Source organism: Pseudomonas sp. Marseille-Q1929 (assembly GCF_017316265.1).
In the GTDB taxonomy this organism is placed as follows: domain Bacteria; phylum Pseudomonadota; class Gammaproteobacteria; order Pseudomonadales; family Pseudomonadaceae; genus Aquipseudomonas.
In genome coordinates this window covers 1-12234 of the sequence record NZ_JAFLWU010000046.1, presented here as the reverse complement: position 1 = coordinate 12234, position 12234 = coordinate 1, and the positions used below count along the sequence as shown (strand labels likewise).

Sequence of the window (12234 nt, the reverse complement as noted above, 5' to 3'; positions counted from 1 at the left end):
CTCCTTTAGCGCGAGGCTTGATTGAGGGGGGCACGCTTGGCGTTAAAGCTCTTGTCGAAACCCTGCGACACATCGATGTGCTTGGTCAGCAGGCCTTCTTGTTGGTAGATGTCGGCGGTGGCTTGCAGGCCGCTGATGACGGAATCGTCGATTGCCACGGGCGTCAGGCGCGTGTCCTTGGCCACTTCCACATGCACTTCCAGCGGCAGGCCGGTGATCTTGGCTTGCGCCGCGGCGTACTCGTTGGGGTGCACGTTGGCCCAGGCGTAGGCACGGTCCAGGCGCGCGACAAAGTCATCCAACTGCGCGCGTTTGTCGGCGATGGCTTGGCTGGTGGCGGCGAGGTACAGGTGGTTGCTCAACAGCTGGTTGCCGCTGATCAGCACGCGGGCCTTGCTTTGGGAGGTCACCACGGTGGTGTAAGGGTCCCAGGTGGCCCAGGCGTCGGCGGTGCCGTTATCCAGCACCAGGCGTGATTCGCTGGGTAGCAGGAAAATGAACTGCACATCCTTGGTCGTCAGGCCGGCAGTGGCCAAGGCCTTGATCGCCAGGTAATGGCCGATGGAGCCGCGTCCGGTGACGATCTTCTTGCCCTTCAGGTCCGCCACGGTCTTGATCGGCGAGTCTTTGTTCACCAGCAGCGCCGTGGTATTGCGCCCTTCGGCGTGGATGATGCTGACCACCTTGAGCGAGGCGCCGGCGCCCAGGGCGAAGACGTAGGGCGCATCGCCGAGGGCACCGATATCCACCGCACCGGCATTCAACGCTTCACCCAAGGGCGAGGCCGAGGGAAACTCCGACCACTGGATTTCATAGGGCACATTCTTGGTTTCGCCGGAGACTTCCAGCAGCGCCTTGATCGTCGATTTCTGATTGGCCACCCGCAGCGGTTGCAGGTCGGCGGCGTGGGCGGTGCCGATCAGGCCGAGGGCGAGGGCAGTGCCCAGGAGCAGGCGTTTGAAGGGGGTGGTAAAGACCATGGGATGCAGGCTCCAGGCAGATCAAGAAAGGGTTCGGCTACCTCCGCCTGGAGAAGGGGTCGGTGAGTGGGTTGACGTTATTCCCATAAGAACGCGCTGTGAAGTTCTTTTTGGTTATATGTTAATTATTAAAAATATTGATTATGTGGTGATTGATTATTTGTTTGTTGCATTTGGTTGATGGCTGCGCGCCAACGCAAAAATCCCATCCATCCGCCAATGCTCATTGCGATGGGCAGGATCATCCGCCCATTCATCCCACCCCGAGTCGCGGCGGTACTGCCCCAATAACCCCGCCTCGCGCACCGCCAGCGGATCGGGGTGGCGCAGTTGCTCGACGTCCGGGTCCACATACAGCGCGTCGCTGCTGCAATACAGCTCGCACATGAAGCAGGTCTGGCAGGCCAGTTGCTCGGCGATCACGGGTTTGCCCTGCACGTCAGAGGCCAGCACGTTGGTGGGGCACACAGCGATGCATTGGCCGCAGCCGTTGCACAGGTCGGAGTAGATCAGTTCGATCATTGGGGTTGGCCTTGGTGGATGGGGTCGAAGCGCGTTTGTATCTGGTCCACACCGGACACGCGCAAATGCGCGTCATACCGCGCGCTCTGCTGCGGCATGTCGCTGCGCTGGTGCATGCCGCGACTTTCCTTGCGCAAGCTGGCCGCGGTGTAGCACCAGCGCGCAGTAGCGGCCATGGCCGCAGTTTCGCGGGCGCGCAGCGGGTTGGTGCCAGGCTGTGCGTTGCGCACCTGATCCCAGATGTTGTCGAGTTCGCGCAGCGAGCGGTCCAATTGCTCGCCGCTGCGAAACAGGTTTTTGTCCAGTGGATGGACCTCGGCCTGGATGCGTTGGATCAGTTCAGCACTGCCAGCGGCGGCGCCATCGAACCCGCGCAGTGCGCCGTGATACGCAAGCTTCTGCCGAGCCAAGCGTGCCGCGCCACGCCCAGCCCATTGCCCGGTGGACAACGCCCACGCCGAGTTCTGCGCGCCACCACCCGATGTGGCGCCGGCAATCGGCTCACGGCTGGCCGCATCGCCAGCGGCGAAGACGCCCGGCACGCTGGTCTGGCAGTCATCGTCGAGCAGGCGTAAACCGCCGACGCCGCGAATGGTGCCTTCGGGATGCAGGGTCACTGCAAACCGCTGGCGATACGGATCAATCCCGCGCCGATCAAACGGCAGCATCAGGTTGGGCTGGATGCTCGGCAGTTGCGCACGAATATCCGCAGGTACCCGATTCAAGCGGCAATACACCGGGCCGTTGAGCAGCGCCTTGGCCAAGTCCTCGGTAAACCCCGGGCCGCCACTGATCGCCAAGGGCCGATCCGCCGCGTCGAAGTAATCGCCAAAGCTGTACACCATCGAGCGCGTCATGCTGCTGCCCGCCGCGGCGATGCAGTAGTAGTTGGAGAACTCCATGCCCGACAGTTCGGCGCCGGCTTCGGCGGCCATCAGGTAACCGTCGCCGGTGTTGGTGTGGTTGCCCAGCAGGCGCGAGAGGAATGCGCAACCGCCGGTGGCCAGTACCACGGCGCCGGCGCGGATCAGCCAGTCGCCACCGGCCTGGCGCCGCCAGCCACGGGCGCCGGCCACGCGGCCGTGGTCGTCGCGCAGCAGTTCCAGGGCGGGGTGGTGGTCGAGGATCGTCACGCCGCTGTCGAGCACGCGGCGGCGCAGGCCGCGCAGGTATTCCGGGCCGCGCAGGCCACGGTATTGGGTTTCGCCGTGTTCGTTTTGCGGGAAGGCGTAGTAGTCGCCAAGTCCCGGCAGGCTGGTCCAGGTGGTGTCGATGGCACGGGCCATCCAGCGCGCATCGGCCAGGCCGTAGGCGGTGCCCAGGCGCTTGTCGATGGCGGCTTCGCGTGCGCCGGGCGGCACCCACCAATGGCCGGGGCCGGCGGTGGCGGTGACGCCACTGGTGCCGCAGTAACCCTTGTCCACCAGGATCACCCTGACCCCTTCGCGGGCCGCCGCGATGGCGGCCCAGGTGCCCGCCAGGCCGCCGCCGACGATCAAGACATCGCAGTTCAATTCAGTCATGTCGGGGCCTCAGAAGTTGTACGCCAGGCGTGTGTAGTAATAGGCGCCGCCAAAGCCGAACGGCGAGAATTGCCCGTACTCGTAGCCTCCGGCCCAGTCCTTGATACCTTTTTTGTCCGGGTACACGTTGAACAGGTTGTTGGCGCCCAGGGCCACGGTGAAGTGCTTGTTGATGTCGTAGGCGGCGTCCACGTCGCTGATCCACTTGGCGCTGAACTTGCGGTCGTTGATCGGGTTGTTGTCGCCTTCGGTGTAGCTGCCGAAGCGGGTCAGCGCGAGGTTGAGGGTGTAGGCGCTGACTTTCCAGTTGGCCGCCAGGATCAGCTTGGATTGCGGCGTGGCGACGGTCAGGTCTTTTTGCAGGCGCCGGTCGAAGATCTGGTAGTTGGAGCCCAGGCCAGCAAGTGCGGGCGGGGTGTCCTGGAGTTTTTCGATCTTGGTCTGGTTCCAGTTGTAGGCCAGGCTCCAGCGTACTTGCCCGTATTGGTCCAACTGTTGGCGGTACTCGTTGATGATGTCGACACCCCGGGTGCGCGTATCGACGGCGTTGGTGTAGTACTGCGCGTACAGGCCCGGCGACAGGCCGTTGGCGACCAGCACCTGGGAGACGGCCGGGCCACCAAGCAGGCTGGTGGAGACGATGCGGTCGCGGATGCCGATCTGGTACAGGTCGGTGGTCAGGCGGTAGTTCTGTGTCGGTTCGTAGGTGAAACCAAAGCTGTAGTTCAGGGATTTTTCCGGCTTGAGTTTTTCCGCGCCCAACGCTTGCGCTTCAGGCGTGTCCACCGGCAGTACCTTGACCGGCACCGAGACCTGTTGGCCATTGACCACGCCACCGGAGGTGAAGGTGGATGAGGCATAAATCGTCTGCGCCAGGGACGGTGCGCGGAAACCATTGTTGATCGTGCCGCGCAAGGCGAACTCGGGCGTGAGCTTGAAGCGCGTCGACAATTTTCCGCTCCAGGTGCTGCCGATATCCTGGGTGTAGCGCTCGTAGCGGGCGGCGGCGCCGACGTACCAGCGGTCGGTCACGTCCAGGCCCAGGTCCACATAGCTGGCGACGTTGCTGCGGCTGATCTCGCCGGCATCCGCCGTGCTGGTGCCGTTGTAGGAGGCCAGCCCCGGCAGCGGCGTTTGCCCGGCGAACGGGCCGCTGGGCAGCACGTAGTTGCCGGGCGTATAGGACGCGTAGTCGCCGGCTTCGATCTGGTATTTCTCCCAGCGGTATTCAAAGCCGAACGCGGTTTGCAGCGGGTGGCTGAGGCCGATGTCGAAGGTGCGGCTGAGGTCGAGGTTGTTGGTCCACTGGTCGAAGATCTGCGACGCCAGGTTGAACGAGGTCGGGCTGGTCGGGCCCCAGGACGGGTTCAGCGTGTTGTTGGCATTCAGGGTGGAATCGTCTTCGCCCCAGGTGGAACTGATGTCGTAGTCCCAGCCGCCGACCAGGCCCTTGAAGCCGCCGGCGACCTGGAAGTCCTTGGTGCGGTTGCGCCGCTGTGCGTGGATGCCGTCGGGGTAGGGCGTGTTCGGGTCGCCGGCCAGCGCAGTGATTTCGTTGGGGCGATAGTTGCCGGTGACCTTGGTGGTTTCCATGTAGCTGGCGGTGGAGAACGAGTAGAACTTGAGGTCGTCCTGCAACGGCAGTTCGAGGTTGTAGCTGGCGTTGGTGACCTTCTCGCGGCCCAGGCCGTAGCTGGGGTTCCAGCCGTGGCGGTTGGCGGTCTGGTCGCGGCTGTCGGGGTTGGCGGCGGTGCCATAGAGCCGGCCGGTGGCGCTGCCGGTGCGGTTGAACGGCTCCTGTTCCTTGACGTCCAGCGCCAGGTTGGCGAAGCCGTCGTTGGGCAGCGGCAGACCGTAGTTGACGGTCTGGTGCACGGTGTCGCCGTCGCCCGCGCCGTAGCGGCCGAAGGAGGTTTCGGCACTGCCGCCGCTGTCGTTTTCCTTGAGGATGATATTGATCACCCCGGCAATCGCATCCGAGCCGTATTGGGCGGATGCGCCGTCGCGCAGCACTTCGATATGGTCGATGGCCGACACCGGGATCAAGTCCAGGTTGACCGGCACCGCCGCCGTGCCGATGCGCGCGAGGTTGTTGATTAGCGCGGTGTTGTGACGGCGCTTGCCGTTGACCAGCACCAGCACCTGGTCGCCCGAGAGACCGCGCATGGTCACCCCGCGCACCGACCACGAGGTGCCGCCGCCGTTGATCGCCGGCAGGTTGAAGGACGGTAGCAGGCGCGCGAGCAGTTCCTTGAGGCCGACCTTGCCGCTGGCTTGTAGCTGTTCGGCGCTGATCACGTCGATGGGCGAAGGGCTGTCGGCGATGGTGCGCGCCTGGTTGCCACGGTTGCCGGTGACGACCACGGTGCCGAGGGTTTTGTCGGGGTCTGCGGCCTGGGCCGGGGTGTGGATGGCGAGCAGGCTGAGGGCGGCTGCGCAGAAGTGAAAGCGGGATGCAGGCATGGGGCTGATTCCAGAAGACGAAAGAACGCCGTAGATCCCTTGTGGGAGCTGGCTTGCCTGCGATAGCGGTGTGTCAGCAACAGAAATATTGACTGATGTACCGCCATCGCGGGCAAGCCCGCTCCCACAGGGGATCTTTGTTGGGGCTTAAATAGGGTTCAGGCCGCGTTGGCCGCTCTTACCCGATGCGGAATATCGTCATAGGCAATCAGCACCCGCTCCATGCGGCGCGGGTAGTCGCCGTAGTTGTAGACGGGGTAGTGCAGGGTCGAACGGTTGTCCCAGAACGCCACCGAACCGGGGCGCCATTTGAAGCGCACCTGGTGTTCCGGCTTGTTGAATTCCAGCAGCAGGCGGTCGATCAGTTGCTTGCTTTGCTGCGGCGTCCAGCCGATCACCGAGGGGTTTTGCGAGAAGTTGATGAACAGCCCGTCTTCACCGGTTTCCGGGTGGGTGCGCACCAGCGGGTGGGCGAGGATCGGGTAGTCGTAGCCGACTTTGTCCAGGGACTTCTTGAAGTCGTGTACCACGTGCAGGTGGTCGATCTCGGCGCGCAGTTCATCAGGTAGCGCGCGATACACCGCGCCGGCGTCGGCCCACAGCGTATCGCCGCCGACTTCGGGCAAGTCCACCGCGCGCAGTACCGCGCCGAGGGTGGGTTGCAGCAGCCAGCTGGTGTCGGTGTGCCAACGGCCGCTGATGCGCGGGCCGTAGAGCTTGCGTTCGTCCTGGGCTTCGATCAGGTGCGCCTGGGGCAGTGTCGGGTCGTTTTGCTGGGTGGTGGGGTGCACGTACAGCTCGCCGAATTCCTTGGCGAATGCAATTTGCTGTTCGGTGTCGATGGCCTGGTCGCGGAAGAACAGCACCTTGTGCGTGAGCAGCAGTTGGCGCAGTTCGTCGCGCAAGGCTGGGGTCAGCGGCTGGCGCAGGTCGATGCCGGCGATTTCGGCGCCGATGGTGGGTTCCAGGCGGGTGATGTGCAGGGTCATGCGGGTGTCCTCTCGTGTGTGGGTTCAGCCTCCGCCTGGAGAGGGGTCGGATGTGGGGCCTGCACCCGGTGTGGGTGCAGGTGGATCGGGGTGGGTCAGATCACGTAGAAACCATGGGTGCCGTCGCGGGCCAGTTGGGCCACCAGGCCGAATTCCCAGTCCAGGTACGCCTGCATGGCTTCCTTGGGGTTGTCGGTGCCTTCGTACGGGCGGCGATAGCGGTCGATGCGCGGCGAGGCGAGGTGGCTTTCACCGTCCTCCAGCGGCAGTTGGGCGTTGATCCAGCCAGCGGTGCCGTCTTGCAGCAGGAACACTTGCTTGCCGGTGATGGCTTCGACTTCGGCCACCGCGAGGCGCGCCAACTGGCTGCTGCCGCAGGTCAACACGTAGCGCTCGGCGGCGGGGGCCTTGGCCAGGGCGGCGGGCAGCTGCGCACGCAAGGCCCACCAGGCGCCGGGGATATGGCGCTTGACGTAGTTGGCGCTGGCGGTGAAATCCAGCACCACGGTGTCGCCATGGGCCAGCCACTCGGCGAGGGTGTGTGGGCTGATCGACTCGGCTTGTGGCGGCGCCGGTACGGGGGCGACCCACGCCCCTTGCTCACTGAAATGTGCCGCTTGCAGGCCGTCCAGCACATGCACCTCCCAACCCAGTTGCGCCAGCCAGGAAGCGGACATATTGGCGCGCACGCCATCGTCATCCGCCAGCACAAGGCGTGCACCGCGCACGCTGGCCACATGGTCGGTTTCCTGCACCAGTTGGCCGCCTGGCGTGGAGCGTGCGCCAGGCAAGTGACCGGCTTCGAATTCTTCCGGGGTGCGCACATCGAACAGGTAGGTGGTGCACTGTGCTTCCTGCTGCCAGCGTGCGAGGTCGGCGAGGCTGGCACGGCCGACGCGGGCCTTGTCGGCAACGCGGCGCGCTTCCACGGCGGCGACTTGGCGATGTTCTTCCGAGGTTGGTGCAAAGCGGCGCGATTGGCCATGGGCAAGTTTCTGCCCGGCCAACGTCCAGCCGATGGTGCCGTTGCGCAACGCCGACACTGGGTTGGCCACGCCGGCGTTGATCAGCGATTGCGTGCCGATGATGCTGCGGGTGCGTCCGGCGCAATTGACGATGATCCGGGTGGCCGGATCGGGCGCCAGTTCACGGGCGCGCAGGACCAATTCGGCACCGGGCACGCTGATGCCGGTGGGGATGCTCATGGTCTGGTATTCGTCGAAGCGGCGGGCGTCGAGCACCACCACATCGGCCTGGCTGTCGAGCAGCGCCTGCACTTCTTCGGCAGCCAGGGACGGCGTGTGGCGCTCGCTTTCCACCAGTTCGCCAAAGGCCTTGCTGGGCACGTTGACGTCGATGAACAGCTCGCCACCGGCCTGGCGCCAACCGTCCAGGCCACCGTCGAGCAGGCTGACCTGGGTGTAGCCCAACGCGACCAGGCGCTCGGCGGCGCGGGCGGCGAGGCCTTCGCCGTTGTCGTACACGGTGACCTGGGTGTCACGGCGTGGAATGCGCGAATACACCTCCAGTTCCAGCTTGGACAGCGGGATGTTGGCGGCAAACAGCGGGTGGGATTCGGCGAACGGCGCTTCTTCGCGCACATCGATCAGGGCGACTTCGTGACGGTCCAGCAGGGCCTGGCGGATCTGGGCGAAGCTTTGGGTCGATACGGTGCTCATAGGGCAGGGCTCTTTTCTTTGGACAAATCCCAGATGTTCGGGAGGAAGGCGTTGGAATAACCGGAGATAAACAGTTTCTCGCTGCCGTCGGGCTGGTACACCGCGCGGCGCACCGCACCGATATTGGCGCCGTACACATGGATACTGATGGACACCTGGTCACTGTGGGCATTGCTCACTTGATGGATGTCGCCGACCTTGGGCGATACCGCTTCAACCTGGCCCGGCACCAATGCAATCGGCTTGCCTTCGGCCACCAGACTGCCGTCGGGGGCGCGCGCAAAGCCTTGGGAAAGTTCTGCGCCACGCAGCATGCCGATCAACCCCCACACCCGATGGTCATGAATCGGCGTGCTTTGCCCCGGCCCCCACACAAAGCTGACGATGCTGAAGCGCTGGCGCGAATCGGCATGCAGCAAAAATTGCTGGTAACGCTCGGGGTTGGGTTGGGCGAATTCATCGGGGAGCCAGTCATCATGGCTGACCAGTTGCGCCAACAGCTTGCCGCCACGGTGCAACAGGTCGCCTTCGCGTGGATTGCCGTCGATCAGTTCCGCCAGGGCGCCAATAAAGGCTCGGAGTCTTTCGGGGTGCTTGGCCTGGGTCATGGCAATTCCATCAGTCGGTGTCGATGGGTTTATCTAAGCATAATGTTTATAGTTAATATGCTATTTTTTAATGATTAGCTTATAGCTGAAGGTAATTTAGAACTGCTCCGACTAGGCTTAGACGTTATCGATCACAGCGCGGACTATTCAGATAGCGATCCTGCAACTATGCTTCGCACACATCTTATTGACTGTTCTCTATGTGCGGCCCAAATGAAAATTGACGATATAGACGCCTTTGTCGAAGTGATTCGTTGCCAGTCCATCAGCCATGCCGCCGAATCATTGCAACTGACCCAGCCCGCCATCACCCGCCGCGTGCAGAACTTTGAGCAGGCGCTGGGGGTGGAGCTGTTCGACCGCAACACCAAGCCGCTCAAACCTACATTGATCGGCACCCGGGTTTATGAGCAATGCCGGCTGATCCTGCGCGAGATGGATGCCCTGCGTGAACTGGTGGCCACCGACGCACCGCCCACCGGCCTGCTGCGCCTGGGCGTGCCGCAGACCATCGGCGACGTGGTGCTGCTGGATGCCCTCAAGCACCTGCGCACCGAATACGCCGACCTGCGCGCCCAGGTCGCCACCGGCTGGGGCAGCCAGTTGGTGGGCAAGATCGAGCGCGGCGAGTTGGACGCGGCGGCGGCGTTGTTCCCGGCGGGCAAGATCTTCCCCGACAACATCGTCGGCGAGTCCATCGGCAAGATGGAGTTGGTGGTGGTGTGTGCCAAGGCGCAGTTGCCGAAGAAGCCGTGCAAGCTGGCGGATGTGTACCAGGACGGCTGGATTCTCAACCCGGATGGCTGCGGCTTCCGCGCGGGGTTGCAGCGCACCTTGTCCGATCAGGGCCTGGCGTTGCGGGTGAACCTGGAGACGTTTGGCACCGAGCTGCAATTGGGCCTGGTTGCCGATGGCCTGGGGCTGGGCCTGGTGCCGCGTCCGTTGCTGGAGCGTAGCGCCCACCGTGAGCAACTGGCGGTGATGCCGCTCAAGGACTTCAAGCCGGTGATGGATTTGTGGCTGATCTATCCGCACTTCTTGGGCAACTTGCAGGGGCCGGTGGATGCGTTTGGCAAGTTGGTTGCGGCTTCGTTGCACAAGATCAGAGACGCCGCTTAACCCCAGTGGAAGAGGCTTATGTGGGAGCTGGCTTGCCTGCGATGGCGGTGTGTCAGTGACAGAAATGTTGCCTGACCCGCCGCCATCGCGGGCAAGCCCGCTCCCACATTTGTTCTGTGTTGTTGCTGAATGGGTTATGAAAAAAAATAATAATTAGCTTAGATTAAAATGTGCTTTTTATTATTTTTATCCATCCCCTAGGCTTGCCTGGAAGTCCTTAAGGCCATCCAGGAAGTTTTGCCATGAGCAGCGTCACCTCGATTTCCAGCGTTTCCACCAATGTCCGCCAGCGCGTTACCCCGGAAGAATGGGAAGTGCGCGTCAAGCTGGCCGCCGCGTATCGCCTGGCGGCCTTGTACAAGTGGACCGACCACATCTACACCCACTTCTCCGCCCGCGTGCCGGGCCCGGACGAGCATTTCCTGATCAACGCCTTTGGCTTGTTGTTCGATGAAATCAACGCCTCCAACCTGGTCAAGGTCGACCTCGACGGCACCATCGTCGATGACCCCACCGGCCTGGGCATCAACTACGCCGGCTATGTGATCCACAGCGCCATCCACGGCGCACGCCATGACCTGCAAGCGGTGTTGCACACCCACACCCGTGACGGCATTGCGGTGTCGGCGCAGAAGGACGGCTTGCTGCCGATCTCCCAGCATTCCATCGGTTTCTCTGGGCGCGTGGCGTACCACGGTTACGAGGGCGTGGCCCTGGACCTGGACGAGCGCGAGCGGTTGGTGGCGGACCTGGGTGACAAGAGCGTGATGATCCTGCGCAACCACGGGCTGTTGACGGCGGGTGTGAGCGTTGAGCATGCGTTCCAGCAACTGCAGCAGCTGGAGCGTGCGTGCAATATCCAGGTGGCGGCGCAGGCAGCGGGGAATGCGGAGTTGATCTTCCCGCCCAAAGAGGTGGTGGAAAAGGTCGAGCAGCAGGCCAAGGTGTTTGCCAGTGGTGATGGGCCGGGTGTGGCGCGGCATTGGAATGCGTTGATTCGGCAGTTGGAGCGCACGGATATCGACTACAAAAACTGATCTCGAATTCAGTGAAGATGATCGTTCCCACGCTCTGCGTGGGAATGCATCCCCGGACGCTCCGCGTCCGTTCTTGAAGGCGTGACGCAGAGCGTCACCGGCGGCATTCCCACGCAGAGCGTGGGAACGATCATCGCAGGCATGTGGTGTTCTGGATTACGCGACCTGTTGGGCCTGCTCGCGTTCGGCGATCAGTTGGCGGGTGAGGGGGATCAGGCGCTTGCCGTAATCAATCGCATCGTTCAGCGGATCAAACCCACGGATCAGGAACGTAGTGATCCCCAGATCGTAGTAATCCACCAACGCTTCGGCGACTTGCTCAGCCGTCCCCACCAGCGACGTGGAGTTGCCCTGCGCGCCCAGCAACCCGGCAATTCCGGTCCACAGGCGCTTGTCCAGGCGCGAGCCTTGCGCGGCGGCGGCGAGCAAGCGGCGCGAGCCTTCGTTCGGCGGTTCGCGGCGCACAAAGCCATTCTTTTCTGCCAGTGCGGTGGCCTGCTGCAAGATGCTGTCGGCGCGTGCCCATGCCAGTTCTTCGGTTTCGGCGAGGATCGGGCGCAGCGACAAACTGAAGCGAATCGTGCGCCCGTGCTTGGCCGCCTCGGCGCGCACCTGGGTGACGATCTCGCGCACTTGCTCGTAGGTCTCGCCCCACAGCGCGTACACGTCGGCATGCTTGCCGGCCACGGCGATGGCTGCCGGTGACGAACCGCCGAAGTACAGCGGGATATGCGGCTGTTGCGGCGATTTCACCGTGGAGTGCGCACCTTCGACCTGGTAGTAGGTGCCTTCAAAATCAAACGGCTGCTCGCTGGTCCACTCCTGGCGCACCACGCTCAGGTATTCGTCGGTGCGGGCGTAGCGTTCGTCCTTGCCGATATGGCTGCCATCGGCGCGCAGTTCGCGGTCATCGCCGCCGGTAATGATATGCACCGCCGTGCGCCCGCCGTTGAACACATCCAGCGTGGTGAACTGGCGTGCGGCCAACGTCGGTTGGGCGAAACCCGGGCGATGGGCGATCAGGAACTGCAGCTTTTTGGTCACGCTGGCGGCGTGGGAGGCGATCAGCGTGCTGTCCGGGCTGTTGGAATGGAACGCCACCAGGGCGCGGTCGAAACCGGCCTCTTCGTGGGCGCGGGCCACGGTTTCGACGTAGTCCGGTTGCAGGGTAGGGCCGCTGCGCGGGTGGATCTCGGAAGCGTGATGGCCGCCAATGTAGCCGATGAATTCAATGCTCATGGTTTGTCCTTGTCTGGTGCGGGATGGTCACCTCCACCGGGCAGGGGGTCGGTTATTCGCGTCCAAGGTAGGGGC

At 63.4% G+C, this 12234-nt stretch carries 10 protein-coding genes; 2 read left to right on the top strand and 8 right to left on the bottom strand.

What is annotated here, in order from left to right; all coding sequences use genetic code 11:
* Positions 1-5: 5 nt before the first annotated feature.
* From J1G37_RS27810 to J1G37_RS27780, 7 genes are all read right to left on the bottom strand, one after another.
* The gene (locus J1G37_RS27810; RefSeq protein WP_207046875.1) at positions 6-980 is read right to left on the bottom strand and encodes an ABC transporter substrate-binding protein; all 975 of its coding nucleotides are present in this window, start codon (positions 978-980) and stop codon (positions 6-8) included.
* A gap of 156 nt (positions 981-1136) precedes the next feature.
* Positions 1137-1502: a ferredoxin family protein gene (locus J1G37_RS27805; RefSeq protein ID WP_207046873.1), complete on the bottom strand. Its 366-nt coding sequence runs from the start codon at positions 1500-1502 to the stop codon at positions 1137-1139.
* Positions 1499-3025 (bottom strand): FAD-binding protein, encoded by a 1527-nt coding sequence (locus tag J1G37_RS27800; protein ID WP_207046871.1) that lies wholly within the window; start codon positions 3023-3025, stop codon positions 1499-1501. Before J1G37_RS27800 ends, J1G37_RS27805 begins: the two co-directional genes overlap by 4 nt.
* Before the next feature lie 9 nt (positions 3026-3034).
* Complete coding sequence (locus J1G37_RS27795) at positions 3035-5488, bottom strand: TonB-dependent receptor (RefSeq protein WP_207046869.1); 2454 nt, start codon at positions 5486-5488, stop codon at positions 3035-3037.
* A 158-nt stretch (positions 5489-5646) separates the two neighbouring features.
* On the bottom strand, positions 5647-6477 hold the full coding sequence (locus tag J1G37_RS27790; protein ID WP_207046867.1) for a TauD/TfdA family dioxygenase: 831 nt from the start codon (positions 6475-6477) through the stop codon (positions 5647-5649).
* A gap of 95 nt (positions 6478-6572) precedes the next feature.
* Positions 6573-8156 carry a rhodanese-related sulfurtransferase gene (locus tag J1G37_RS27785; protein WP_207046865.1) on the bottom strand — a complete coding sequence of 528 codons (1584 nt, stop codon included), beginning with the start codon at positions 8154-8156 and terminating at the stop codon, positions 6573-6575.
* Positions 8153-8764, bottom strand: a complete 612-nt coding sequence (locus J1G37_RS27780; RefSeq protein ID WP_017736143.1) for a cysteine dioxygenase — start codon at positions 8762-8764, stop codon at positions 8153-8155. The genes J1G37_RS27785 and J1G37_RS27780 overlap by 4 nt, the downstream gene beginning before the upstream one ends.
* Positions 8765-8977: 213 nt before the next feature.
* Here J1G37_RS27780 and J1G37_RS27775 point away from each other — a divergent pair, with 213 nt between their 5' ends.
* Both J1G37_RS27775 and J1G37_RS27770 read left to right on the top strand, forming a co-directional pair.
* Positions 8978-9883, top strand: coding sequence for a LysR family transcriptional regulator (locus J1G37_RS27775; protein WP_017736142.1), 906 nt, complete (start codon positions 8978-8980; stop codon positions 9881-9883).
* A gap of 242 nt (positions 9884-10125) precedes the next feature.
* Positions 10126-10920 carry a class II aldolase/adducin family protein gene (locus J1G37_RS27770; protein WP_207046863.1) on the top strand — a complete coding sequence of 265 codons (795 nt, stop codon included), beginning with the start codon at positions 10126-10128 and terminating at the stop codon, positions 10918-10920.
* 156 nt (positions 10921-11076) lie between these two features.
* Here J1G37_RS27770 and J1G37_RS27765 read toward each other — a convergent pair whose 3' ends face one another.
* Positions 11077-12159 carry an LLM class flavin-dependent oxidoreductase gene (locus tag J1G37_RS27765; RefSeq protein WP_207046861.1) on the bottom strand — a complete coding sequence of 361 codons (1083 nt, stop codon included), beginning with the start codon at positions 12157-12159 and terminating at the stop codon, positions 11077-11079.
* Between the last annotated feature and the right edge of the window lie 75 nt (positions 12160-12234).

What these genes read in the sequence shown, in the direction of transcription:
- J1G37_RS27810 (WP_207046875.1), bottom strand. Translation starts at nt 980, where the DNA reads ATGGTCTTTACCACCCCCTTCAAACGCCTGCTCCTGGGCACTGCCCTC.
- J1G37_RS27805 (WP_207046873.1), bottom strand. Translation starts at nt 1,502, where the DNA reads ATGATCGAACTGATCTACTCCGACCTGTGCAACGGCTGCGGCCAATGC.
- J1G37_RS27800 (WP_207046871.1), bottom strand. Translation starts at nt 3,025, where the DNA reads ATGACTGAATTGAACTGCGATGTCTTGATCGTCGGCGGCGGCCTGGCG.
- J1G37_RS27795 (WP_207046869.1), bottom strand. Translation starts at nt 5,488, where the DNA reads ATGCCTGCATCCCGCTTTCACTTCTGCGCAGCCGCCCTCAGCCTGCTC.
- J1G37_RS27790 (WP_207046867.1), bottom strand. Translation starts at nt 6,477, where the DNA reads ATGACCCTGCACATCACCCGCCTGGAACCCACCATCGGCGCCGAAATC.
- J1G37_RS27785 (WP_207046865.1), bottom strand. Translation starts at nt 8,156, where the DNA reads ATGAGCACCGTATCGACCCAAAGCTTCGCCCAGATCCGCCAGGCCCTG.
- J1G37_RS27780 (WP_017736143.1), bottom strand. Translation starts at nt 8,764, where the DNA reads ATGACCCAGGCCAAGCACCCCGAAAGACTCCGAGCCTTTATTGGCGCC.
- J1G37_RS27775 (WP_017736142.1), top strand. Translation starts at nt 8,978, where the DNA reads ATGAAAATTGACGATATAGACGCCTTTGTCGAAGTGATTCGTTGCCAG.
- J1G37_RS27770 (WP_207046863.1), top strand. Translation starts at nt 10,126, where the DNA reads ATGAGCAGCGTCACCTCGATTTCCAGCGTTTCCACCAATGTCCGCCAG.
- J1G37_RS27765 (WP_207046861.1), bottom strand. Translation starts at nt 12,159, where the DNA reads ATGAGCATTGAATTCATCGGCTACATTGGCGGCCATCACGCTTCCGAG.